Source organism: Pseudomonas sp. MF09150 (assembly GCF_059862355.1).
Map to the genome: position 1 here is coordinate 867157 of NZ_JCBCUS010000001.1, position 24434 is coordinate 891590.

25 protein-coding genes are annotated in these 24434 nt (G+C 64.2%); 6 read left to right on the forward strand and 19 right to left on the reverse strand.

The genetic code is table 11. From position 1 onward, the window contains the following. Positions 1-39 precede the first annotated feature (39 nt). From AC19YX_RS03530 to iolE, 7 genes are all read right to left on the reverse strand, one after another. On the reverse strand, positions 40-900 hold the full coding sequence (locus AC19YX_RS03530; RefSeq protein WP_078471467.1) for a sugar phosphate isomerase/epimerase family protein: 861 nt from the start codon (positions 898-900) through the stop codon (positions 40-42). Positions 901-1086: 186 nt separating this feature from the next. Next, the gene (gene iolG / locus AC19YX_RS03535; protein ID WP_078471468.1) at positions 1087-2112 is read right to left on the reverse strand and encodes a bifunctional inositol 2-dehydrogenase/D-chiro-inositol 1-dehydrogenase; all 1026 of its coding nucleotides are present in this window, start codon (positions 2110-2112) and stop codon (positions 1087-1089) included. 34 nt (positions 2113-2146) lie between these two features. Further along, positions 2147-4084 carry a 3D-(3,5/4)-trihydroxycyclohexane-1,2-dione acylhydrolase (decyclizing) gene (iolD, locus tag AC19YX_RS03540; RefSeq protein ID WP_500605663.1) on the reverse strand — a complete coding sequence of 646 codons (1938 nt, stop codon included), beginning with the start codon at positions 4082-4084 and terminating at the stop codon, positions 2147-2149. Positions 4085-4138: 54 nt separating this feature from the next. Continuing rightward, positions 4139-4960, reverse strand: coding sequence for a TIM barrel protein (locus AC19YX_RS03545; protein ID WP_201130619.1), 822 nt, complete (start codon positions 4958-4960; stop codon positions 4139-4141). Between the two features lie 34 nt (positions 4961-4994). Next, positions 4995-6494 carry a CoA-acylating methylmalonate-semialdehyde dehydrogenase gene (locus AC19YX_RS03550; protein ID WP_078471471.1) on the reverse strand — a complete coding sequence of 500 codons (1500 nt, stop codon included), beginning with the start codon at positions 6492-6494 and terminating at the stop codon, positions 4995-4997. Between the two features lie 36 nt (positions 6495-6530). Then, positions 6531-7340, reverse strand: a complete 810-nt coding sequence (iolB, locus tag AC19YX_RS03555) for a 5-deoxy-glucuronate isomerase (protein ID WP_078471472.1) — start codon at positions 7338-7340, stop codon at positions 6531-6533. Then, on the reverse strand, positions 7337-8245 hold the full coding sequence (gene iolE / locus AC19YX_RS03560; RefSeq protein ID WP_500605664.1) for a myo-inosose-2 dehydratase: 909 nt from the start codon (positions 8243-8245) through the stop codon (positions 7337-7339). The genes iolB and iolE overlap by 4 nt, the downstream gene beginning before the upstream one ends. On the opposite strand from iolE, the gene AC19YX_RS03565 reads away from it, so the two are divergent. After that, positions 8223-8378, forward strand: coding sequence for a hypothetical protein (locus AC19YX_RS03565; RefSeq protein ID WP_161955750.1), 156 nt, complete (start codon positions 8223-8225; stop codon positions 8376-8378). The genes iolE and AC19YX_RS03565 overlap by 23 nt on opposite strands. A gap of 90 nt (positions 8379-8468) precedes the next feature. Here AC19YX_RS03565 and AC19YX_RS03570 read toward each other — a convergent pair whose 3' ends face one another. Further along, entirely contained in the window at positions 8469-10406 is a 1938-nt protein-coding gene (locus AC19YX_RS03570) for a bifunctional 5-dehydro-2-deoxygluconokinase/5-dehydro-2-deoxyphosphogluconate aldolase (RefSeq protein WP_201130616.1), read from the reverse strand. A gap of 310 nt (positions 10407-10716) precedes the next feature. On the opposite strand from AC19YX_RS03570, the gene AC19YX_RS03575 reads away from it, so the two are divergent. After that, positions 10717-11637, forward strand: coding sequence for a MurR/RpiR family transcriptional regulator (locus AC19YX_RS03575; RefSeq protein ID WP_078471475.1), 921 nt, complete (start codon positions 10717-10719; stop codon positions 11635-11637). A 21-nt stretch (positions 11638-11658) separates the two neighbouring features. Then, positions 11659-12096 carry an SMI1/KNR4 family protein gene (locus AC19YX_RS03580; protein WP_500605665.1) on the forward strand — a complete coding sequence of 146 codons (438 nt, stop codon included), beginning with the start codon at positions 11659-11661 and terminating at the stop codon, positions 12094-12096. 13 nt (positions 12097-12109) lie between these two features. On the opposite strand, the gene AC19YX_RS03585 is transcribed toward AC19YX_RS03580, so the two are convergent. The 3 genes from AC19YX_RS03585 to AC19YX_RS03595 all read right to left on the reverse strand — a co-directional run bounded on the left by AC19YX_RS03585 (position 12110) and on the right by AC19YX_RS03595 (position 13740). Next, entirely contained in the window at positions 12110-12451 is a 342-nt protein-coding gene (locus AC19YX_RS03585; RefSeq protein WP_500605666.1) for a DUF2388 domain-containing protein, read from the reverse strand. An 87-nt stretch (positions 12452-12538) separates the two neighbouring features. Beyond that, positions 12539-12808: a DUF7660 family protein gene (locus AC19YX_RS03590; protein ID WP_201130613.1), complete on the reverse strand. Its 270-nt coding sequence runs from the start codon at positions 12806-12808 to the stop codon at positions 12539-12541. 14 nt (positions 12809-12822) lie between these two features. Beyond that, entirely contained in the window at positions 12823-13740 is a 918-nt protein-coding gene (locus AC19YX_RS03595) for a DHH family phosphoesterase (RefSeq protein ID WP_500605667.1), read from the reverse strand. Positions 13741-13996: 256 nt separating this feature from the next. On the opposite strand from AC19YX_RS03595, the gene AC19YX_RS03600 reads away from it, so the two are divergent. After that, positions 13997-14608 carry a glutathione S-transferase gene (locus AC19YX_RS03600; RefSeq protein ID WP_078471480.1) on the forward strand — a complete coding sequence of 204 codons (612 nt, stop codon included), beginning with the start codon at positions 13997-13999 and terminating at the stop codon, positions 14606-14608. Positions 14609-14667: 59 nt separating this feature from the next. On the opposite strand, the gene hcnC is transcribed toward AC19YX_RS03600, so the two are convergent. From hcnC to AC19YX_RS03625, 5 genes are all read right to left on the reverse strand, one after another. Beyond that, positions 14668-15936, reverse strand: coding sequence for a cyanide-forming glycine dehydrogenase subunit HcnC (hcnC, locus tag AC19YX_RS03605; protein ID WP_421547112.1), 1269 nt, complete (start codon positions 15934-15936; stop codon positions 14668-14670). Beyond that, on the reverse strand, positions 15929-17338 hold the full coding sequence (gene hcnB, locus AC19YX_RS03610) for a cyanide-forming glycine dehydrogenase subunit HcnB (protein WP_078471482.1): 1410 nt from the start codon (positions 17336-17338) through the stop codon (positions 15929-15931). Before hcnB ends, hcnC begins: the two co-directional genes overlap by 8 nt. Further along, a complete protein-coding gene (gene hcnA / locus AC19YX_RS03615; RefSeq protein ID WP_078471483.1) occupies positions 17335-17652 on the reverse strand; it encodes a cyanide-forming glycine dehydrogenase subunit HcnA in 318 nt (105 codons plus the stop codon). Before hcnA ends, hcnB begins: the two co-directional genes overlap by 4 nt. A gap of 469 nt (positions 17653-18121) precedes the next feature. Continuing rightward, complete coding sequence (locus tag AC19YX_RS03620; RefSeq protein WP_201130609.1) at positions 18122-19051, reverse strand: hypothetical protein; 930 nt, start codon at positions 19049-19051, stop codon at positions 18122-18124. A 188-nt stretch (positions 19052-19239) separates the two neighbouring features. Next, positions 19240-19629 carry a hypothetical protein gene (locus AC19YX_RS03625; RefSeq protein ID WP_500605668.1) on the reverse strand — a complete coding sequence of 130 codons (390 nt, stop codon included), beginning with the start codon at positions 19627-19629 and terminating at the stop codon, positions 19240-19242. Positions 19630-19996: 367 nt separating this feature from the next. Here AC19YX_RS03625 and AC19YX_RS03630 point away from each other — a divergent pair, with 367 nt between their 5' ends. After that, positions 19997-20680, forward strand: a complete 684-nt coding sequence (locus AC19YX_RS03630; protein WP_020300587.1) for a response regulator transcription factor — start codon at positions 19997-19999, stop codon at positions 20678-20680. Then, positions 20658-22052, forward strand: coding sequence for a sensor histidine kinase (locus tag AC19YX_RS03635; RefSeq protein ID WP_500605669.1), 1395 nt, complete (start codon positions 20658-20660; stop codon positions 22050-22052). The genes AC19YX_RS03630 and AC19YX_RS03635 overlap by 23 nt, the downstream gene beginning before the upstream one ends. 71 nt (positions 22053-22123) lie before the next feature. Here the strand turns inward: AC19YX_RS03635 and AC19YX_RS03640 are convergent, their stop codons facing one another. The 3 genes from AC19YX_RS03640 to AC19YX_RS03650 form a co-directional block, all read right to left on the reverse strand. Further along, on the reverse strand, positions 22124-22399 hold the full coding sequence (locus AC19YX_RS03640; protein ID WP_078471487.1) for a DUF1652 domain-containing protein: 276 nt from the start codon (positions 22397-22399) through the stop codon (positions 22124-22126). A gap of 11 nt (positions 22400-22410) precedes the next feature. Then, positions 22411-22662 carry a CsbD family protein gene (locus AC19YX_RS03645; RefSeq protein ID WP_201130606.1) on the reverse strand — a complete coding sequence of 84 codons (252 nt, stop codon included), beginning with the start codon at positions 22660-22662 and terminating at the stop codon, positions 22411-22413. Positions 22663-22788: 126 nt separating this feature from the next. Continuing rightward, on the reverse strand, positions 22789-24282 hold the full coding sequence (locus tag AC19YX_RS03650; RefSeq protein WP_201130605.1) for a helix-turn-helix transcriptional regulator: 1494 nt from the start codon (positions 24280-24282) through the stop codon (positions 22789-22791). Positions 24283-24434: the final 152 nt, after the last annotated feature.

A 24434-nucleotide genomic window follows, 5' to 3' on the forward strand; every position in this document is an offset into this window, starting at 1 on the left:
CATGCGGCCTGGCGCCTGCCGTTGGGTAGGGGTTGCGGTTTAGCGGCACAGCTCACTTTTGACGCGCTCAAGCATCATCAGGCTGGACTGATCGGGGCGGTCTTCCCAGGCGAACACCGAGACCGTGGCAATGCCATCGAAGCGGATCTCGCGCAGGGTGGAGAAGAAGGTTTCCCAATCCACTTCGCCCTGGCCGATGTCCAGGTGCTGGTGCACGGTAGCGTGCACGCCCGGTGGGTTGACGATGTAGCGCTGGCCCGATGAGGCCCGGTGGTTATAGGTGTCAGCAATGATCAGGTGCGCCAGCTTGTCGCCGGCGTACTTGAGCATCGGCGCGATATCGCCTTTGCCGTCGTCATAGAAGAAGGTGTGCGGCGCGGCGTAGACGTAGTTGATCCAGTCCCGGTCCAGGCCACGGATGATGTCCACCGCCTCATTGTTGCGCTCGCAGAAATCGTAGGGGTGCGCCTGGATATTGAGTTTGACGCCCTCGCGTTCAAACTCCGGCATCAGCTCGTCCATGGAGCGCATGAACTGGTTCTCGCACACCAGGGCCTTGTCCGACTGGCCGGTGAACTCGCTGTTGACCAGCTCGCAGTCCATCTCGACGGCGATCTGGATCGCGCGTTTCCAGTTTCGCACCGCCGCCACCCGCAGGCCTTCATCGGCGCTGGCCCAGTGGTACATGGGCAACAGCGAGGAGAGCTTGACCCCGCTGTCGCTCAAGGCCTTGCGAAACTCCTTGATCCGCGCCCGGTCGACCCGTGGCGCCTTGTAGAACGGCATGAAGTCTTCCCGGGGCGACAGTTCGATGTACTCGTAGCCCAGTTCCGCTGCCTTGTCGGTCATCTGGTTCAAGGGCAGATGGCGATACATATATGGATCGAGTGCAATACGCATAGGGTGTTACTCCCTCAAAAGTTGGCTCAACGGGCCCTGAATCCTCGGGCCGCGTGCGGACGCTGGCCATCCGCAGCGCCTTGCTGACACCTGACACTCCTACGACGCCCACTCGGGCCTCGCGGAGCTCGGCAGCGGCTACAGGGTGTGGGATTCGAGCTCCAGGGTTTCGTTTGGGATCGGGTATCAGCCATAAAACGCCGGGCGGTCCGGCAGGGTGATGTTGACGATTGCGCCGCTGCCCTGGGCCTCGACACAGGCATCGGCGGCCACCGCCGCGGCAAAGCCGTCCCAGGCTGAAGGGCCGCCGACCTTGCCGGCGCGCACGCCGTCGATAAAGGCCTGCAACTCGACGTCATAGGCGGCGATAAACCGGTCTTTCCAGTCCATCAGAATCGCGTTGGACAGTTTGGCGCCGCTGCGCAGTTGCACCTGGGACGGCTCCGGCAGACGGGCGATACCGCTCTCCCCTACCACTTCGCACTGGATGTCGTAGCCGTACTGGCAGTTGACGAACACCTCGACGTCGATGCGCGTGCCTTTGGCGGTTTCCAACAACACGATCTGCGGGTCCTTGAGGTGCGCATGGGCCTTGCTGGTCTTGCGCGGGAACACCACCTGCACCGACACATAATCGTCGGCCAGCAACCAGCGCAGTACGTCCAGCTCGTGGATCAGGGTGTCGGTAATGGCCATGTCGGTCTTGTAGTTCTCGCCCACAGTCGGGTTGCGGTGGGCGCAGTGCAGCATCAACGGTTCACCGATCTGGCCGCTGTCGATCACCGCCTTGAGTGCGCGGTAACCCTGGTCATAAGGGCGCATGAAACCGACCTGCACCAGGCGCTTGCCGTGGGCCACCTCGGCTTCGACGATGCGGCGGCAGCCTGCCGCGGTCACCGCCAGCGGCTTCTCGCAGAACACCGGCTTGCCCGCGGCGATGGCCGCCAGCACGAACTCTTCATGGCTGGGGCCCCAGGAGGTCACCAGCAACGCCTCGACCTCCGGCGCGTTGATCAACCGGTGACCGTCGGGGTAGACCTCGGCGCCCAGGCCCAGGTCGGCCACGACCTTGGCCGCCTGCTGCAAATTGATGTCGGTGACGGCCACCACCTGGCTGTTGAGCAGGGTCTGGCTGCAACGGCGAATGTGATCCTGGCCGATGGCACCGGTGCCGATAACGCCCAGTTTTAACGAATGAGACGACGAAGACATGGCTACACTCCTGCGGTTGTTCAGTTCAGGGCAATCAGTACTGCCGGGCCTTGGCCAGGCGTTCGTTGAGGGTCTTGGCCACCGCGTCGGTGCGGGCGCTGGTGGAGACCTGGGCCACCCCTACCCGCCACCAGGACAGGTACTTGTGGATCATAGTCTTGGGCAGGACCTTGATATCGATCAGGGTCGACACGGTCTGGGTCTGGGCATCCGCCAGGGCCGCCTGCAATTGCTCCTCGGTGCTGACCTTGTAGGTCTTGCAGCCATAGGCCGCGGCGCTCATGGCAAAGTCCACCGGCACGAAGCCGCCGTCGAGCTTGCCGGTGTCCGGGTTGCGGAAACGGAACTCGGTGCCGAAGCTGTCCATGCCGTGTTCCATCTGCAGGTTGTTGATGCAACCGAAGGTCATGTTGTCCAGCAGCACCACATTGATCTTGCGCCGCTCCTGGATCGAGGTGACCAGCTCCGAGTGCAGCATCAGGTACGAGCCATCCCCCACCAGCGCGTAGACCTCACGTTCGGGCTCGGCCAGCTTGACCCCCAGCGCCGCGCTGACCTCGTAGCCCATGCACGAATAGCCGTACTCCACGTGGTAGGTGTTGACCCCCTTGCTGCGCCAGCTGCGCTGCAGGTCGCCGGGCAAACTGCCGGCGGCGGCGACAATCACCGCATCGTCGGCCAGGGCCTGGTTGAGCACCCCCAGCACCCGGCTCTGGGTCAGGCAGGAGCCGGTCAGTTCGATAAATTCCCGCAGCACCGCCGGGTCCAGGTGGTCGTTGATTTCCGGGACGAAGCCGTCACGTTGGTAGTGCACCTGATAGACCCGATCCACCTCGGCCTCCAGTTGCGCCCTGGCGTCCTCGATCTGCCCGCCCCAGGCCGCCTGATAGTCGCTGCGCCCCAGGGCCTCGCTCAGTGCCTGCAAGCCGATCCGGGCATCGGCCAGCAGCTGCACGCCGTCCAGTTTCAGGGCATCGCAGGGGCTGATATTGAGGTTGAGAAACTGCACCTGAGGCTGCTTGAACAGGGATTTGGAGGCGGTGGTGAAGTCGCTGTAGCGGGTGCCGATGCCGATGATCAGGTCGGCTTCCGGCGCCAGCAGGTTGGCCGCCAGGCAGCCGGTCTCGCCGATGCCGCCGAGGTTCAGCGGGTGGCTGGAAAGCAGCGCGCTCTTGCCGGCCTGGGTCTCGGCGAATGGAATTCCGAAGCGCTCGGCAAATGCCTGCAAGGCCTGGTTGGCGCCGGCGTACTTGACCCCGCCGCCACAGATGATCAGCGGCTTGCGCTTGCCCTGAAACACCGCCACGGCGTCGGCCAGCATGGCCTCGGTGAGCGGCCGGCGGTCGATGCGGTGCACGCGTTTTTGCAGGAAGTAGTCCGGGTAATCGTAGGCCTCGGCCTGCACATCCTGGGGCAAGGCCAGGGTCACCGCACCGGTTTCGGCGGGGTCGGTGAGCACGCGCATGGCGTGGATCGCCGCGCTCATCAACTGCTCGGGGCGGTTGATCCGGTCCCAGTATTTGCTCACGGACTTGAACGCATCGTTGGTGCTGATGCTCAGGTCATGGAACTGCTCGATCTGCTGCAACACCGGGTCCGGCTGGCGGCTGGCGTAGACATCTCCCGGGAGCAGCAGCAAGGGAATGCGGTTGGCGGTGGCCGTGGCGGCGGCGGTCAGCATATTGGCCGCGCCCGGGCCCACCGACGAACTGCAGGCATAGATCTTGCGCCGCAGGTGCTGCTTGGCAAAACCGATGGCGGCATGGGCCATGCCCTGCTCGTTGCGCCCCTGATGCACCAGCAGATCGCCGCTGTCCTGCTCCAGGGCCTGGCCCAGGCCGAGCACATTACCGTGGCCGAAAATGGTGAAGATCCCGGCGACGAACTTGCTCTGCACCCCATCGACCTCGACGTACTGGTTGTCGAGGAATTTCACCAGGGCCTGGGCCATGGTCAATCGTGTCGTACTCATGTCCGTTCCTTCCAAAGAAACCGAAAACCTGCTGTGTACGGTGCTCGGCCCGGCTCAGGCCAGGGCTTGGCGCAAATGGGTGATGCTGGCGCCGATGGCCTGCCGGATATCCGCCAGGCCATGCACGCTGTCGGCGAACGGTTCAAACGACAGGTAGCCGCGATAACCGCTGCTGAGTAGGGTGTCGATCTGCGCCGCGTTGCCGAGGATGTCCGCCTCGCCCACCAGCACCCGATGACCGTCGCGGATGCTGTTCAGCGGCGCCTGGGCATCCTCGACCCCGGAGATATGCACCAGCCCGGTCAGCTCGGGGAAGAACTCATGCTCGCTGGCCAAGTGATGGTGGAAGGTGTCGTGCACCAGGCGGAACACATCCAGGCCACCGATGGCGCGGATCGCGTCCACCGCCACCCGCTTGCGCCGCAGCGCGCACTCTTCAAAACCCAGGGGCTCGATAAAACCCAGCAGCCGGTGTTCCCGCAGGATCGGCGCCAGCTGGGTCAAGGCGGTGCGCAGGCCGGCGCTGCGTTCGGCCTCGCTGCGTGGGTCGGCCGGGTCATTCAACGGGCACATCACCAGGCCTTCGGCGCCGCAATCGCGGGCATAGGCCGCCAGTTTCAGCACCTGTTCCCGGCGCTGGTCATTCCACACATCAAAGGGGTACAGGGCGTTGATCGACAGCACCTTGATGCCCTGGGCCGCGCACAGCTCGCGCACCTCCTGCGGCGGCGTGCCGTCTTCAATCTCGACCCCCTTGAGGTCATTGCGGATTTCGATCGCGTCGGCCTTGAGGCTGACCGCGAGGTTGATGAATTCAGGCAGGGACAAACGGGGTGCAACCATACGGTTCAAGGCGAAACGCAGGGGCTGGCTCATTCTTGTTCTCCGCAACGCAACGGGTTGATGTGAATTATTGGGCAGTCGGCATGCTGAATTCAGGGCCTTTGGCAATGCTGTCGGGCCAACGCTGCATCACGCTTTTGTAGCGGCTGTAGAAGCGCATGCCTTCTTCGCCATAGGCATGGTGGTCGCCGAACAGCGAACGCTTCCAGCCGCCAAAGGAGTGCCAGGCCATGGGCACCGGAATCGGCACGTTGATGCCGACCATGCCGACCTTGATCGTGCGTGCAAAGGCCCGGGCCACACCGCCGTCGCGGGTGAAGCAGGACACGCCGTTGCCGAACTCGTGGGCATTGATCAAGGCCACCGCGCTGGCGAAATCCGCGACGCGGACGATGCCCAGCACCGGGCCGAAGATTTCCTCCTGGTAGATGCTCATCTGCGGGGTCACCCCATCGAACAGGGTGGCGCCGACGAAAAAGCCCTGCTCCGCCCCCGGCACCTTGAACTGGCGCCCGTCCACCAACAGCTGCGCGCCCTGGGCCACGCCCTGGTCGATAAAACCTTCAACCTTGGCCTTGTGCTGCGCAGTGACCAGCGGCCCCATGTCACTGTCGCCCTGCATGCCGTTGCCGACCTTGAGCCGATCGATGCGCGGCAGCAGTTTGGCGATCAGCGCGTCGCCTACCTCGCCCACCGCCACCGCGATCGAAATCGCCATGCAGCGCTCGCCGGCCGAGCCGAACGCCGCACCGATCAGGGCGTCCGCCGCCAGGTCAAGGTCGGCGTCGGGCATCACGATCATGTGGTTCTTGGCCCCGCCCAGGGCCTGCACGCGCTTGCCTCGGGCACTGGCCTGCTGGTGGATGTACTCGGCAATCGGGGTCGAACCGACAAAGGAGATCGCCTCGATGTCCGGGTGTTGCAGCAGGCCATCCACCGCGGCCTTGTCGCCCTGCACCACATTGAATACGCCATCGGGCAAGCCGGCTTCGGTCAGCAGGCGAGCCATCAGCAGGCTGGCGGACGGGTCGCGTTCGGAGGGCTTGAGGATGAAGCAGTTACCCGTGACCAGGGCCATGGGGATCATCCACAGCGGCACCATCACCGGGAAGTTGAACGGGGTGACCCCGGCGCATACGCCCAGGGGCTGGCGCAGGTTCCAGTTATCGATACCGCCGCCGATGTTGTCGCTGAAATCGGTCTTGAGCAGGCTCGGTGCGCCACAGGCGTATTCGACGATCTCGATGCCACGGGTGACTTCGCCCATGGCGTCGGACAGCACCTTGCCGTGCTCGCGGGTGATGATCTGCGCCAGCTCCTGATGGTGACGGTCCAGCAGTTCCTTGAACTTGAACATCACCCGCGAACGGCGCAGTGCCGATTGCTCGGACCAGGCCGGGAACGCCCGGCGCGCCGACGCCACCGCCTGCTCCACGGTCTGCAGGCTGGCCAGGGCCACCTGGGCCTGGACCTCGCCCGTGGCCGGGTTGAACACCGGGCTCGAACGCTCGCCCTGGGTGTGAACCTGACCGTCGATGTAATGACCTACTACCGGGGTATCGCTCATTGTTCTTGTGCTCCCTCAAGGGTTGAAAGGTTGGGCTCAGAGGTCCAGCAGCCAGCTGTGCCGGGGGTCGTTATGGAACTGCCAGACACGCTTGGGCCCGGCCATGACGTTGAGGTAATAGGACTCGTAGCCGTAGGGCACGCTGACCGGGTGATAACCCTTGGGCACCACCACCAGGTCGCTGTTTTCCACGGCCATGGCCTGGTCGATACTGCGGTCGTCGGTGTACACCCGCTGGAACACGAAGCCCTGGGGCGGATTGACCTGGTGGTAGTAGGTTTCCTCGAGAAAGCTCTGGTGCGGCAGGTCATCGGTGTCGTGCTTGTGCGGCGGGTAGCTGGAGGAATGCCCGGACGGCGTGCGCACCTCCACCACCAGCAGCGAGTGAGCCGGCTCGGTGTCCGGCAGGATGTCGCACACATAACGGGTGTTGGCACCCTTGCCACGCACGCTGCGCTTGCACTGTTCGGGACGGATCAGGCGCGGGGCAAAACGCTTGTCCGGGGCACCGGGGGCGGCGCAGACGGCGATCTGCACATCGCTCAGGGCGGTGACCTGGGCCTGGCTGCCGGGCGGCAGGTAGGCGGCGAACGGCGACTTGTCTTCAAATACCGACTGCCGATCCCCCAGGTTCTCCCAGGCGAACCCGCCCTGCCCTGGCGCTTCGCCCCGAATATCCACCCGGCCGCCGAGCAGCACCAGGCACAGCTCCTTGTCCCCGGCGCTGACCGGCAGGGTTTCGCCGAGGCTCAGGCGATAGGCGGCAAACCCGACGTAGGTCAGTTCGCCCTCCTGCAACTGGACCATGGTCCGGCCCTTGGCAGCACTCTTGACCAGCAGGCTCATTGCGCCACCCCTCGGCTGTGCTGCGCCGTGCCGAGCAAATGGCGCAGGGTTTCGTAGCCCTTCTTGGCGTAGGCATAGCTGGGGGCCACCGCCGGGTCCTGTTCCGCCTCGACCACCAGCCAGCCCTGGTAGTCGGCGTCCAGCAACACCTCCAGCAGCGCGGCAAAGTCGATGTCGCCATCGCCGGGCACGGTAAAGGTGCCGTTGATGATGCAGTCCGGGAAACTCCAGAGGTTATTGCGCGCCAACTGCACCACCGGCTTGCGCACGTCCTTGAAATGCACGTGGCACACGCGGTCGATGTGTTTGCGCAGCACCTCCAGCGGTTCGCCGCCGCCCATGTAGCAGTGGCCCGAATCGAACAGCAGGCCGACTTCACTGCCGGTCAGTTGCATCAACTGATCGATGTCGGCCGGGGATTCGACGTAGGCCCCCATATGGTGGTGATAGGCCAGGCGCACGCCCCGGGACAGGGTGAAGCGCGCCAGCTCGGTGAGCTTGTCGGCGTAGGCCTGCCAGGCCTGCTGGTTGTGAAAGCGCGGGCGCTCGACCAGGGCAATGCGCTGGCCCTGGATCGAGTCGGCGACTTCGCCATAGACCAGGACCTTGGCCCCGTTCTGCGCCAGCAGCTCGACATGGCTGGCAATGGCGTCGATCTCCTCGGCCGCCGAGCGCCGGGCCAACTGGCTCGAATACCAGCCCGAAACCAGCGCCAGGCCATAGGGCCGCAGCACATCAGCGACGCCCTTGGCGTCCCTGGGGAACTTGCCGTTGAGTTCGAAGCCTTCGTAGCCGATCTCGCGGCCTTCGCTCAAGGCCGTGCTCAGCGGCGTTTCACCGCCCAGGGACGGCAAGTCGTCGTTGCTCCAGGAGATCGGGTTGATGCCAATTCTGATACTGGGCATGGCGCTACCTTTTATTGTTGTTCGTCAAAAAACGTTGAGCGGTTGGGCTGGAAATCGTCGTCCGTGGATCTGGAAAACAGCGCTGTTCATGCTGGCCAGCGCAGCCTTCGGCTGCGGCTACAGGGTGGGCTGATCAGGCGTTGCAGGCGCTGCCGAGGAGCGAGGCTGCGCTGGCCCGAATGATCGCCGTTGATGCACCTGAAGCACTGGCGGTGTTCATCAATCAGTCACGGGCCTGGCGCCAGGCGTCGATCAGTTCGACGAAGGTGGCCTGGACTTGCCGGATCAAGGTTTCATCGTCGATTTCCTGCGCCAGCCAGGCCCGGCTTGGCTCCTGGAAGATCGTGCGGCCCACGGCAAAACCACGGCAGGTGCGGCTCTGGCTGGCCTGGCGAAAGCCTTCGGCAAGGGTGGCCGCCGGGGCATTGAGGCCCAGCAGCACCACGCCACGGCAGTACGGGTCGCGTTCCTCGATCAGTTCGTCGAGCTGCTGCCACTGTTCGCGGCTCTGGGCTTCGATCTTCCACCAGGCGGGGAAGATGCCCAGGTTGTACAAGCGCTTGAGCGCGCGGTAGAGCACGTCCGGGTGGGCCGAAGGGTGGTCCTTGGGCGGGATCACTTCCAGCAGCAGTTCATGCCCGCTGACTTGCGCCGCCTGGTACAGGCCCTTGAGCTGGGCCTCCTGCTCCAGGCGCAGCAGCGGCTCGTCATCCGGGTGGTATTGCACCAGGCATTTGATGATCTGCTCCTGGGGCCAGGCAATGAGGTTGCTGCCAATCGAACGCCCGTGTTCAAAGGCCAGTGGCCGCGACCCCTGGACCTCCACCGGGCGCGCCACCCACCAGCCGCGACCGGTGGCGGCGTTCAGCGAATCCTGGCCGAAGCGCTGGTCGGCCAGCAGCCCGACATCGGCCTCGACGCCCTGCTCGCGCAGGTCGCTTTCAACCCGTTGCACGGCCTGGATAAACAACAGTTTCAGCTGGCTGATGGCGGCCGAGTCGCGGCCGTCTTTTTGCGCCAGCTCCAGCAACTGCCAGCGGTGATCGAAGGCGAAAATAAACAGCTGCTTCCAGTGTTTGCGCGGCACGCTGACCTGATGCAGGCGTTGCAGCACCGGGTCGCGGTCCGGCCGGGTAATCGGCACCGGGCTGTTGAACAGGTATTCCAGCTCGGCCGGGGTTGGCATCGCCGGGGCGCAGGCATGGCGCGACACCACCAGGCCGCCGCAGGCGTTGGCCAACTGCGAACAGCGCTCGTCGCTGGCATCCGCCAGCCAACCGCTGAGGAAGCCGGACATAAAGGCATCGCCGGCGCCGAGCACGTTCAGCACTTCCACCCGCACCCCGGGGTAGATCGCGCCGTCTTCCAGGCGCGCCGGGATCGCTCCGTGAATCACCGTGCAGCCTTGGGGGCCGAGCTTGAGCACCAGGGTCGCGGCGGTCAGGGAGCGCACGGTGCGCAGCGCCGTCAGCAGGTCTTCGCTGCCGCCGGCAATCAGGAACTCTTCTTCAGTGCCGACGATCAGGTCGAAGCGCGGCAGGATCTGCTGCACGTGCTGGCTGACCTGGTGGTCGGCGACAAACCGGGTTTCACCGTCGGCCTTGCCGGCCAGGCCCCAGAGCACCGGGCGATAGTCGATATCCAGTACCCGCTGGACCTGGTGTTTGTGCGCGTAATCCAGGGCCCGGACGCTGGCCTGGTACACGCCGTCGGTGGAGAAGTGGGTGCCGGTGATCAATAGCGCCTTGCTCGACGCGATAAAGGCTTCATCGATGTCTTCGGCGCGCAACGCCATGTCGGCGCAGTTCTCGCGGTAGAACACCAGGGGGAAGGTCTCGCGGTCCTTGAGGCCCAGCAGGACCATGGCGGTCAGGCGTTGCGGATCGACCTTGATCGCGCTGACATCACAGCCCTCGCGGGCCAGGGACTCCACCAGGAAACGCCCCATGTGGTCGTCCCCCACCCGGCTCAACATCGCCGATTTGAGGCCCAGGCGCGCGGTGCCGAAGGCGATGTTCGCCGACGAGCCGCCCAGGTACTTGGCGAAACTGCTGACATCCTCAAGCCGTGCACCCACCTGCTGTGCATAGAGGTCGACGCCCAGGCGTCCGAGGCAGATCAGATCCAATTGACGCCCACTGGCAAAACGAGTCTGGCCCATGCTGGCTCCTGTTATTTTTATCAGCCTGTGTTCGCCCTCTTGCCGGCACCGAACACTCTTGGTGGATGCAGACTAAAACGTCTGTCGGCGCCAATCAATATTTTTTCTATAAATTTTTTACATGGAATATTTTTTCCAATAAACTTTTCAAGCACCGCTCCAGAGGCCGTGCATCGATTCAGCAATCGGCCCGACGCCATCAGCCTCAAGATTTTCTGCGTGCCTAACCTGTAGACTGCGCACAGCCCACCTATTGTCAGGGGACGGATGCCCATGCCGGCCCTATAAGAACAAGCCAGAAGGATTTTCTATGTCCCGCACCGATCAGCCGGCGACTTCCGAGAGCGCGCCAGAGAGCGACCTCACCAGCCCACCGATCAATGCCGAGCGCCTGCTGCAGCTGATCACCAATGAATACGAAAGCCTGCCGCGCCAGCTCAAACGCATCGCCAGCTACATGAGCCAGCAGAGCGACCGGATCATGGTCGACCGCATCAGCGACATTGCCCGCGAGTGCGAAGTGCACCCGTCGGCCATCGTGCGTTTCTCCCAGCGCTTCGGCTTCAGTGGCTTCAGTGAAATGCAGGCACTGTTTCGCGAGGCCTACACCCACAAGACCACCCCGGTGCAGAACTACCAGCAGCGCATCCGCAGCATGATCGCCAACAAGTCGCAGAAGGCCAGTGGCGGCGACCTGGCGCGTGAATGCGTGAATGCCACCCTGTCCGGGATCGAGCGCCTGGGGCTGGAGCTCGACGATGCGGCGTTCGACAAGGCCGTGGACCTGGTGGTGAATGCCGACAACATCTACGTAGTCGGGGTGCGCCGCTCGTTCGCCGTGGCCGACTACCTGGTGTACAACCTGCAACACACCAACAAGCGCATCCACCTGGTGTCGGGCCTGGGCGGCAGCTACCGCGAACAGATGCGCAGCATCCGCCCCAACGACCTGGTGATCGCCATCAGCTTCACTCCGTACGGCAAAGAGACCCAGCATTGCCTGCGCATTGCCCAGCACCACCAGGCCAAGACCCTGATCATCACCGACAGCAACCTCTCGCCCCTGGCCAAGCGCGCCAACGCGGTGTTGCTGGTGAATGAGGGCAGCTCGTTCGCCTTCCGCTCCCTGAGCGCCACCCTGTGCCTGTGCCAGGCGCTGTTTATCGCCGTGGCCTATCGCCTGGAATTGAAGGTGGATGAAATTCACGAACAGGTCGGCTTCGACGACTAGTAACGCTTTTTAGGGACCAACATGGACCTGCAACACAGCAAGGACGCCCTCACTCCGCAGGATATTGCCCAGGTCGAAGCACAGATCGGCTGCGAACTGCCGGCGCAACTGCGAGCGTTTTACCTGCAACACAATGGCGGACACTGCCAGACCAACCTGTTTATGGTTGAGGACGAGGGCTACAAGATCAACGAGTTCCTGTCCCTCAAATACGGGCGCAACACCCTGGAATCCACCTACCTGGGGGCCTTCCTCGACAACCCGCTGATGCCGCAGAACCTGGTGCCCTTCGCCGGCGATGCAGGCGGCGACTACTTCTGCTTCGCCACCGATGACGCACAGGCGGGCGCGATTATTTTTTTCGAGTCCGAGTACTACGATGAGCCTGAACGCGCCCTGGTGTTCCTGGCGCCGTCGTTTTCAGCCTTTGTCGCACAACTGATCGTCGACCCCGACTGAAACCGGCCCCGACTCACTGGGCACTGGCGATCATCGCGGCCCATTGCAGGTCGCTCAAGGCCCGCCCATGAGCCGCCCCGCGCCCGCGAACCTGGCTCAGGGCCTGCTCGAAAAACACGCCGCGAATCGCCCCCTCCGAGGCAATGAACAGGCACGCCTCCTCCTGGGCCTGGCTCCATTTGATCTGTTTTTCGTCGCTGCTCAGGTCGCTGGTGTAGATGATGCTCAGCGCGGGCAAGGCCATGGTGATGGAAAACGCCTGTTCAAAGCCGTTGGGCTTACTCGCGGTTTCGGCCCAGGCCCCCAGGCTGACACCCAGCCACAACGCGGCCAGGGCCAAGGCGTTCAACTGCATAGTGCCTCCCAGTCAGTAGCTGCGTGATTGCGCCGCTTCGGCCAGCAGCATAGTCGTTCGCGCAATGTCGGCCGGGCCTGTCGGCGCCTACTCGTAGATTTTCCCGCAGTACAAAAACACCGCGAAACGCTGCCAGGGCGACGCCTCGGCCAGGCCCTGGGAGGCGCCGACCCCGGTGGCCCGAGCCCAGGCGTTGGCGCCTTCGAGAAAGTCCGCAATGCTCAGATTCTCCCAGGCCGGTGGCTGGCCCTGGGCCGCTGCCGCCGCATCCTGGAGCCGGTCTTGCACCAGCGCATCGACGAAGGCCATGAAGCTCTGTTCGTCGCACACCGCCTGCAAATACTCTTCAATCCCCATCACCACCCGCCTTGTCAGTTGTTCGGCTGCAACTCCAGCCCCTTGCGCAGCAACTCTTTGCGCAGCACCGGTCGATCCAGCACACGCACACCGTCCTGCGCCGGGCAATCTACCAGCAGCGCGAGTTTCTGCGAACTGCCGGCGCTGCCGGTCAGCAGGTAGCTCTTGTGCTCGCGAAGGCTGATCAGGTTGAGCAACCAGTCCTGGCCCTGGCGCCCCAGCACCTGCTCGATCTGCCGCCGCTGGAGCAGCAGTTGGCCAGCGTCCCACACCGTGAGCTGGGCGAAGGTGCGCGGCAGGTTGCTGATGGGGGCCATGATTTTCAGGTCCTTGAGCAACGCCTGCTCCAGTTGCCCCTCGATTGCCCGCTGGCATTCGCCGAAATAGCCTCGCGCCCACTGCGGGTCGAGGCCGGCCAGCGCGGCCAGGGCGGCGTAGGCTTCGCGGTCGGCTTCGGTGCAGCTGTGGCCGGTAAAATTCAGGGTGTTGTCGAGGATCCCGGCAGCCAGCAAGGTGGCGCTCGCCGGGCTGATCGAGGCCAGCAGACCCGAGGCGTGCCAACGCTGGAACACCTGGGTGCAGGCGGCACCGATCTGGCGGATATCGGCGCGCTGCGCCAGGCGCCGGTCCCAGAACTCCTCGAAGCCCGGGTGATGGTCAATGACCTCCACCACCCGCTCCAGGGCAACGATCGGGTCCAGGTGCAGGTGATTGGAAATATCCACCAGCACAAACTCGTCTTCGGGCCCGGGCACGTACGGGTCGAGCCCGGGACCCAGGGTCCGCAGGCTGGCGGCCACACTTTCGTTGAGTGGCGCACTGCTCACCGCCCGGGCCGGCTGGCCCTGGAGGTTGAGCAATTCGGCGTAGGCAATGCAGCAGGCGTAGGCATCGATATCCAGATAGGCCGAGCCGGAAGTGACAATGATCATGACGTCCTTGTGGCGCAAACAGCCCGCGGGCCGGGCCGCCCACCCTGCCAGCCGCCCATGACAGTTTGATGACCGGTAACCGCCTGGTATGCCTGACGGGTTTTGTGGTGTGGCGCAGGGGCAGCGCAAAGGCGCCGGGGATTGTCGGCGAGCGCCGAAAAATTTTCTCGGCCTGCCATGGCCAATCCCGGGCGCGAGTCGCTAAATTACCCGGCGGTCTCCCTCCCAGCGTTGTTTCGCACAAGGAAAATGCTCGATGAAACTGATCGGAATGCTCGACTCGCCCTACGTTCGCCGTGTCGCCATCAGCCTCAAGTGCCTGGATCTGCCCTTCGAACATGCCGCCGTGTCGGTGTTCAGTACCTTCGAGCAGTTCCAGAAGATCAACCCGGTGGTCAAAGCGCCGACCCTGGTCTGCGACAACGGTGAAGTGCTGATGGATTCGACCCTGATCCTCGATTACCTCGAAGCCCTGGCCGGCCCGGAGCACAGCCTGATGCCGGCAGCCCTGGAGCCGCGTATCTCAGCGTTGCGGGTGATTGGCCTGGCGCTGGCGGCCTGCGAAAAATCGGTGCAGATCGTCTATGAAAAACAACTGCGCCCCGCCGACAAGCAGCACGCGCCCTGGCTGGAACGGGTGGGCGGCCAGTTGCAGGCCGCCTACCGCGAACTGGAGCAGGAGCTGCACAAACACCCCCTGCCCCAGGATGGCCAGCTCGATCAGGCGGGCATCACCCTGGCCGTGGCCTGGGGTTTCACCCAGATGATGGTCGCCGATCAGCTCGACGCCTCCCAGTTTCCCAAGGTCCAGGCCTTCAGTGCCTACGCCGAGCAATTGCCGGCGTTCCTCAGCACCCCGGCCATCTGAGGCCTGCGTCGCCAGCAGCGGAAAAACCGCGCTGGCGAACCTCCCCTGCTCCTGAGGCCTCAGGCCAGGACGGCCTCGGGCTGCGGCTCAGGTTGCAGATCAGGTTGCAGCTCGAAGCGGTCGGCCAGGAACGGCGTGATATCCAGCGGCAGCGGCTCGTCGTTCACCAGTTTGTCCAGCAGCACCCCGGTGATGGCCGAGGTCAGAATGCCGGTGCGAAAGTGCCCGCAGGCATTGAGGTAACCCTGGACCCCAGCCATCGGCCCGAGGATCGGCAGCTCATCCGGCGAACCCGGGCGCAAGCCGGCCCAGCAGCGTTTCAGGTTGACCTGGGCCAACTCCGGAATGCAGCGCACCGCTCCCTGCACCAGGCCGTTGATTTCCGGGTAGGTGGTAGTGACGTCGAAGCCTTTGTCTTCAGTGGTGCTGCCGATCAGGATCTCGCCGTTGTCCTTTTGCGCCATGTAGCAATCGCTGGTGGTCAAGCAGCCATTGAGCAACTTGGGCATGCGCTCGGTGAGCAGGATCTGGCCTTTCACCGGCTTGACCGGAATGCTCAGGCCCGTGGCCATCCGGCTCAGCTCGGCGGCCCAGGCACCGGTGGCGTTGATCAGGGTGTCGCAGTTGAACACCCCGGCCTCGTCGGTGCGCACGCCCCGGACCCGGGTGCCCTGGTGCAGCACGCCGGTGACGTTGGTGTTGAAGTACAGGTCGACGCCGTTCTGCCGCGCGCCCTCGGTGTAGGCATCGGCCAGGCGGAAGGGGTTGACCTGGTGATCGCAGAGAAACTCCAGGGCGCCCTGGGCCTCCAGGCTGACATTGGGCTCGGCCGCCCGCAGTGCCGCCTGGTCCAGCCAACGCACCTGGTCGGCCAGGTGCGGGATGCAGCCGACGATGTGCTCGGCGTAGAGCCGGTCTTCATCGTCGTAGATCACAAACTTGAGGCCGGTCTCCTCGAACTTGAAATCCATCCCGTGCAAGCCCTTGAGCTCGCGGTGCAGCTGCGGGTACAGGGCGTTGGATTGCAGGGCAAAGTCGAAGAACGACTGCGGCAGGATATGCGGTGTACTGGAGTCGACCACCACCGCCGAGCCCGCGGCTTCGCGCTTGCGGTTGGCCGACATCATGCGAAAGAAGATCACCCCGCAGCCCAGCCCCACCGACTCGCCGATGGCCCACAGGCCGCCGGCCGAGGCGCGGGTCGCGTTACCCGGGCGCTTGGCGTCGATCAGCGCGACCTTGAGGTGCTTGCGCTTGGACAGTTGGTAGGCGCAGGAGGCGCCGATCACACCACCGCCGGCAATAATCACGTCGTAGAACTTACTCATGAGTCGAAGCATCCTTGCCAGATTGGGAAAACGCCGAGAACGGGATCGGGTCCAGGGGGAAGCGCGGGCGCAGCCAACCGACATCCTGGCGGCCGGTGGCCTGGCGCAGGCGGTCGCTGCAATAGCCGACGCACATCCGCCCCTGGCAATCACCCATGCTGACACGGGTGCGCATTTTCAGGCTGGCCATGTCCTGCACGCCCTGGGACAGCGCCAGGTCGATGTCGCCCCGGGTCGCATGTTCGCAGCGGCAGATCACGGTATCGGCTGCGGGCAGGCTGGTCTGGCCACTGCCACGCTCGGTGTAGCGGTCGACGGCTACGCGAAACCGCACAATCGCCGCCAGCTTGTTGAGCAACACCTGGCGCCGCTGCAAGGCGGCTTCGGTGCCCAGCACGTCGCGCTGGACCAGGATCGACACCGCCGCAATCCGCCCGGCGAGCATGGCCGCCTCGCCACCGCGAATCCCGCCCATATCACCGGCCAGGTGAATGTGCTGTTCGCTGCTCTGCTGCCAGATATCGGCCGTGGCCCGCAGGTAGCCGTCATCGCTGAAGCCATGTTCCAGGCCCATCTGCTGACTGAGCTGGGTGCGCGGGATAAAACCGTAGCCCACCGCCAGGGTCTGGGCGGCCACCGCCTCGGCCCGGGCCAGGTCCGGCTGCCAATCGGCCGAATACGGCGCCACCAGCACGCTGCTCACCCCGCCCTCGCCCCGCGCTTCGACCACGCCCCATCCATAGCGCAGGCTGATGCGGTGCAGCTTGAGGTAGGCCAGCATGCTCAGGCCGTCGAGAAACAGCTGGGGCTTGTTCAGCAGGGCCAGGCTCTGCTTGGCGATCTTGCCGAAGGCGCTGGCCTCGTAGACCCCCGCCACCGCCACCCCGGCGGCATGCAGCTGGCAGGCCACCAGCGGCAGCAACGGCCCGGTTCCGGCGATCACCACCGGCCCCTGGGGTTTGACCACACCGCTTTTGATCTGCAATTGCAAGCCGCCCAGCAACATCACCCCGGGCAGGGTCCAGCCGGGGAACGGCACGCTGCGCTCATGGCACCCGGCGGCCAGCAGCAATTGCGGGTAGGCCAGTTCGTACAGTTGCTCGTCGGCATCGAGCACCATCAATGAGCGTGTGGATTCAGCGCCGATCACCCGGCTGTTGAGGCGCACTTCGATCAGCGGCGCCTGGCGGGCAAAATCACCGTGCAACCGAGCCAGCACTTCGCAGTAGCGCGGGCCCAGGTAGTCCAGTTGCACCCCATCGCGCAGCGGGCCGCGATAGACCACCCCGCCCAGGCGCGACGCCTCGTCAATCAGGATGCTGCGCACCCCATGCTCCGCCAGCTCGATGGCCGCTGCCATGCCTGCCGGGCCACCGCCAACAATTACCGGGCACAGGCTCATAGCGCGTGCTCCGGCTGGTCGATACGGTTGACTGCGGTCTGCACCTGCATCCCCGGCCTGACCAGGGTCTGGCACGCGCGGCGCTTGTGCCGGCCATCGATCTGCACCAGGCAGCAGTGGCACACGCCCATGCCGCAGTAGGCGCCGGCCAGTTGCCCATGATCGTTGCGCGCCACCTGGCGCAGGCCCAGCGACTGGATCACGCTGAGCACGGTTTCACCAATGGCCGCGCTTACGGGCTGGCCATTGAGGCTGATAGTCATGTCCGCCTGTGGCAGCGGCTGAATGTCGAAGGTGCGGTCTGTTGGACCCATGGGCGCGTTCATCCATGAAAATTAAAGGGGGATTGCCAGCCTCATGCCGTGCAATATCCTGCAGCTGCTCGCCCAGCCGGCTTGCGGTCAGGATTCGCCAATGCGTCGCCGCTGAACATGCAGGGCTGAAGCGCACCCAATCTAGAAGGTTTTGCCCACACAAGTATTGATCTGCGCCAAGACACGGCATTGCGAATCTGATGCATCTCCGACCATCCGTCGCCTCCCTGTAGCCACTGCCAAGACTCGGGCCGCATTTGGACGCTGGCCCGAAAGGGCGCCGTGGAGCGTCAGGTGTCCCCAGGTGCCTTCCCCCACAAACAACAAGGCCGCAACTACAAAGGTAGCTGCGGCCCTGGTATCAGGCGGATCAGGCCATCAGTGCATGAAGATGGCGATCAGGATAATCACCGGGATCGGCACACCGAGGAACCACAAGAGTAATGAGCGCATGGGAATTCTCCTTCAATCAGCGAACAGGGGTGGTCAGGTAGGCGTCGGTTTCGAGGTACACCACTGCATCCCGGCGGCGACCGCCAAAAGTGGCAGCCAGGCTGGCGAAGAAAGCACCGCACAGCAGGGCGACAAACATCCACAGCGACGTCCAGGCCGCGACTTTGGTGGCGGTGTCAGCTGCCTGCTTGGCGGCCAGCTTGGCTTCGTCCACGGCCGCACGGGTCTTGGCGAACACCTCGTCCACGCGGCGCTCGGCATCAGCCTGGGTCAGGTTGGTGCGCTGGGCCACCAGTTGCGCCAGGTAGCTGCGATCCTCAGGAGCCAGCTGCCCGTCGTTGCCCAAGGTGCGGACGAAGATCCGGGTCACGGTGCCACGGGCTGCGTCATCGCTGACGGCCACCGGGCGATCATCGCGGAACAGGCTGTCGACGAAATAGCCATAGTCATCGCCACTGGTTTTGCTGGCTGCACTGCCGGCTGCCTGAGTGGCCGCGCTGGCCGCTCCTGAAGCCACGCTGGCACCGGCCTGCACGCCACCGCTGACGATGCTGCTGACCGAACCGACCACCAGGGTCGCGGTCACCAGAGTGGCCACGGCCCAGGCCAGGAAGCCATGGGCGGTGTCACGGAAGTAGACCTCGTCACCGTGCATGTTGGCCCACTTCACCCGCAGGCGACCGGCGATGTAACCACCAAGGCCCGAGGCGAGGATCTGGGTCAACGCCAGCCAGACAATTGTGGAGATCCCCAGGCCCTTGGCACTGATGCCATGGTTGGCCCAGGGCGACACGGCCGAAAAGCCCAGGCCGAAGCCCAGCAGGATCAGAATCAGCGACAGGGCCGCAGCGGCCGCCGCACCGGCGAATATCGCGCCCCAGGACACACCCGAGCGGCTGCTCGACTCATCCACGGCAGGCAGATAGGTATCAGAGGATCTATTCATTGTTGTTCGGCTCCAGGCAGAAAAATGGTGTTACAAGTCTCGAAGGGAGAATTGCAGCCACCGTGCCAACCGAACCAACAAATAAAATTCTTTAAAAACAATTAGTTATAAAAAAAATGTTGGGCTGGAACCGTGCAATTTGCCGACCGCTGCGTTTACCGGCGGGCGTTCTGCACGGTGCCGCCCATTCATTTGGTCCGGTAATAGCGGTAGACATCGCGCAGCTTGCACCAGGCCAGCCACAGCATCAGCGCCAGGAACCATAGCATCAGCAACAGGCTACTCAGGGCGGTGGCTGGAGGGAGGTCCATGCAAACCAGAATGCCGATCAGCATGGCGCCGTAGGCTGAGCGGCGAAAGTTGAACTTCAACAGCAACGCCGGCAGCAAGACGGCGGCCACGCTTGTGATGAGGATTTTCATGATGAGGGTGATCAGCATCCTCTGGCCGATCGAGCTGCTCAGGTGCACGTGCTTCACGATGTAAGGCAGGAGCAACGAGAGGTGTACCGCCGCATTCAGCACCAGGCACACCAATAACAACAACCCGAGACTTTTTATCCATGGCCACACTTTCATCGGTTCAACCTTGAACGAGAGAAAAAAACCCGCGAATCATAACAGCCCCCTCCCCCGCTGGCCGGGATGAACGACGTGGAGTGCCAGGTAAATGCACGGCATTGCAGATCTGTAGCCGCTGCCGAGCTCCGCGAGGCTGCACTGGCCCGGGTGGGCGCCGTAGGAGTGCCAGGTGTAAGCACGGTGTCGCGGATGGCCAGCGGCCGAACGCGGCCCGGCCTGCGGCGGCTGCAGTGTCTTTGGCGCGTTGGGCTGGGCGGTAGCGGCAAGGGCCCTGCTGCCAACATGAAAGTTTTTTTAGGAACCTGGGCGCCGTTTCTTGGCAAAATGCCGGCCTGTGTCATGAATTCCTTATCAGGTAAGCCCAATGACCCGCATTCTGACCATCGAAGACGATGCCGTAACCGCCCGTGAGATCGTGGCCGAACTGAGCAGCCACGGGCTCGACGTGGATTGGGTCGACAACGGCCGCGAAGGCCTGGTGCGCGCGGTCAGCGGCGACTACGACCTGATCACCCTGGACCGCATGCTGCCCGAGCTCGACGGCCTGGCCATCGTCACCACCCTGCGCACCATTGGCGTGTCGACGCCGATCCTGATGATCAGCGCCCTCTCCGATGTCGACGAACGGGTACGCGGTCTACGCGCCGGCGGCGATGACTACCTGACCAAACCCTTCGCCTCGGACGAAATGGCGGCCCGGGTCGAAGTCCTGCTGCGGCGCAAAAGCACGGTTCGCGAATTCGAAACCTGCCTGCGGGTGGCTGACCTGGAGCTGAACCTGATCAGCCGCGAAGCCACCCGGGCCGAGCAACTGCTGAGCCTGTTGCCCACCGAATACAAACTGCTGGAATTCCTGATGCGCAACACCGGGCAGATCCTGTCGCGGATGATGATTTTCGAAGAGGTCTGGGGCTATCACTTCGACCCCGGCACCAACCTGATCGACGTGCACATCGGCCGCCTGCGTAAAAAGATCGATCCGCCCGGCATGACTCCGCTGATCCGCACGGTGCGAGGTTCGGGCTATGTCATTGCTGAACCCCTCTAAAGGCTGGCGCTCCTCCAGCAGCCGCCTGCTGGCGCTCTACAGCACGCTGTTCGTGGCCTGGAGCTGCCTGCTGCTGGGGGTCATGTACTACGAAGTCTCCGGCTACCTCGAAACCCTGGCCAAGCATTCGCTGATGCAGCGCCAGCATCTGTTCTCGCGTTTCCAGGGTGACCAGTTGGTGGAGGCCCTGACCACCAGCATGACCTTCGACATGCGCGCCATCGACGCCTATGGCCTGTTCGACGAACAACGCGGGCACTTGAGCGGGCCGATCCGCGAGATCCCCGACGACCTGCCGCTGGACGGGCAGATCCACGAACTCAAAGGCTGCATCGACTCCGACGACCCCGACCTGCCCCGCGACAGTTGCGATGCGGTGGCCACCCATACCCAGGACGGCCGCTGGCTGATCCTGGTGCGCGACAACGGCTCGTTGTTCGCGGTGAACCGGATCATCCTCCATGCGCTGCTCTGGGGCGTGTCACTGACCATCATTCCCGGCGTCGCCGGCTGGCACCTGCTGCGGCGGCGTCCGCTGCGCCGGATCCGCCAATTGCAGGCCAGCGCCGAAGCCATAGTCGCCGGCGACCTGACCCACCGCCTTCCCCTGTCCAACCGTCGCGACGAACTGGACATGCTGGCCGCCATCGTCAACGCCATGCTCGAACGCATCGAGCGCCTGATGCATGAGGTCAAAGGCGTGTGCGACAACATCGCCCATGACCTGCGCACCCCACTGACCCGCCTGCGTGCCCAGCTGTACCGGATCCAGCAGCAGGCCGCCGACGGCTCGCCCGAGGCATTGCAGATGGATCAGGTGCTGGCCGAGACCGATACGCTGATGGCGCGCTTTCGCGGGTTGCTGCGGATTTCCGAGCTGGAGGATCAGCAACGCCGATCCGGGTTCCTGGTGCTGGACCCGGTGCCGCTGCTGCATGAGCTGCACGATTTCTACCTGCCCCTGGCCGAGGAAGGCCAGCTGACCCTGACCCTTGACGTGCCCGACAGCCTGCCTCGGCTGACCGGCGACCGCGCCCTGCTGTTCGAGGCCCTGGCCAACCTGCTGAGCAACTCGATCAAATTCACCCCGCCGGGGGGCGAGGTGATCCTGCGTGGCCTCGACGACTGCGGCAGCCCGCGCCTGGAGGTGCTCGACTCCGGCCCGGGTATTCCCCAGGCGGAGCGCAGCGCGGTGTTCCGGCGGTTCTACCGGGTCGACGACAGCAACACCCACGGCGGTTTCGGCCTTGGGCTGTCGATCGTCGCGGCCATCGTCAACCTGCACGGCTTCAAGCTCGAAGTCGGCAGCAGCGAACGCGGCGGTGCCCGCCTGTCCCTGGACTGCCGCCCCAACCTGATTGCCGACACCTGATCCGCCAGGGCCGCCCTGGCCGTGCCGAGACGGGTCACACCTAAACTGGCGCAGCAGCAGCTTCGCGCCGGCTACAGGTTGCCGTCTTCGCAAGCACTGGCCAGGGCGGGTCGCTGGCCGAGGTGGTTGCTGTTCAGCTCATAGCGCAACTCCTCGATCAGCGCCGCCACCTGCTCGGCGGTTCTCAGGTTCTGCAACTTGAGGCCACTGACCACCAGGTCGACACGGCCGCTGTCACGGTCGTACAACCGCACGGTCAGCGAGGCTTCGCCATTGAGGCTGCAATCACAGGCCAGGGGCTGGAAATTGAGTTCCAGCTGCGCGCGCAACTGGCTGAGGCTGGTCATGTTCGACAACCTCAACGGCGTCGCAACAGCAGGCCGGCGAGAATGCCGAGCCCGGCCATGATGGCGAGGGTCGCCAGGGGTTTTTCCCGGACAAAATCCGTCGCGTTGTCCAGCGCCTCGCCATAGCTTTGCTGCATCTGGCCCGCGACCTGGCGCGTCGCGCCTGCGGCCTGCATCTGCGGATCGTCCATCAGTTCACCGACCGCGCCCTGGGCCCTGCCCGCGAGTTTGTCCACTGCACCTTTGATCTGTTCGCTGCGCATCTTGCATTCCTTTCGCTGTGAGAGGGGCAATGCCCGGGGGCATCGCTGACATACAGACTAAGAAACGCCGACCCGGCGCAGAAGCTCAATTTGCACCGGGCGAACTAGTGCATTTGCACCGGCCGCCTAGCCCTTGCGCCGCCGCTCTCCGGCGAACAGCCCGCGTTCGCGGGCCCAGACAATCGCCTCGCTGCGGCTGTGCACCGCCAGCTTGGAGTACACCGTGGCCACGTGATTGCGCACGGTGTTGGGCGCCAGTTGCAGGCGCGCGGCGATCTCCTTGTCGGCCAGGCCTTCGCAGATCAGCCCCAGCACATCGCGCTCGCGGGCCGTAAGGTCGGTGAAGGAGGCGCTGGCCCGCTGCGCCGGGCTGGTGCTTTTCATGTTGGCCAGTTTTTCGATCAGGGTCTGGCTGAACCAGGAGGCGTCCTGCATCACTTCCTCGATCGCTGCGACCAGTTCCAGCTCGGTGCGCTTGCGCTCGGTGATGTCCATCAACACCAGCAGGTAACACGGGCTGTCCTGGATAATCACGGTGTCGGCCGAGACCACGCAATCGATCAGCTCCGCGCCTTTCTTGCGCACCTTGAGCTCCAGCCCGGCGACGCTGCCGGCCTTTTCCAGGGCCGCGAACAGCTCGGCACAGGCCTCCCTGCCCTCGATAAAGCCGATCTCTTCCACGGTCTTGCCCAACAGTTCTTCGCTGGGATAACCGCTGGTGTCGAGGAAGGCTTCGTTGACATCCACCACCAGCTGGCTGTCGGCGCTGCAGACCATGGTCGGCACCGGCGTCAGGCGGAACGACTTGGCGAAGCGCTCCTCACTCTGGCGCAGCGCCACTTCGGCCTTGCGCCGCGGCTCCAGGTCCATGAAGGAAAACAGCATGCAGTCTTCGTCGTTGATATCCAGCGGTTGCCCGGCCACGATCACCAGCTTGCTGCCACCTTCGGGCAGGCGCAGCTCGGCCTGCATCTGCGGGATGGTCGCGCCCTGGTTCAGGCGTTCGATGGCCAGGTCCTTGTTGTCAGCCTCTTCCAGCACATCCAGCTGGTACACGGAGCGCCCGATCACCTGTTCGCGGGCGTAGCCGGTCATCTCCAGGAAGCCTTGGTTGACCTTGATATAGCGCAGGTCGCTGAGGCGGCAGATCACCGCCGGCGCCGGGTTGGCATTGAAGGTTTTTTCAAAACGCTGCTCGGCGCTGGCCCAGTCGGTGGCATCGCTGAGGATCAGCACCAGCGACTCCGGCGCTCCGGCCCGGTCGGTGAGAATCATGCTGCGGATGCGATGCACCCAGTGCCTCTCCTCGCCATCGATTTCGGTCCTGACCTCCACCACCACATCGCTGAACGTCTCGCCGGCGGCGACCCGGTTGATCGGGTAACTGTCTGCCGCCACCGGGTGGTTGTTGCGGTAGCGCAGGGCATAGCGCTCAGCATATTCGGCGGCATTGGCCCCCAGTTGACTGACGTCGCTGACCCCGTGCATGGCCAGGGCGGCCTGGTTGGCCCAGAGAATGGTCTGGTCGACCTCGATCAGAATCACCCCATCGGACAACCCGGAAATGATCTGCTGCAACTGGCGTCGGTTGGTTTCGGTGGCAAGTACGGCTTGGCTCATAGGGTCGTCTCCGGAAGTGAGCGGCGCGACGTCAGGGCGGGCCGGGACAGGATGCAAGATACGACCACAGCCCAACGCCATCGTGCCCAAAAAACCGCCCCTGTAGCCGCTGCCGAGCTGCGCTGGCCCTGATCGACGCCGTGGAGTGTCAG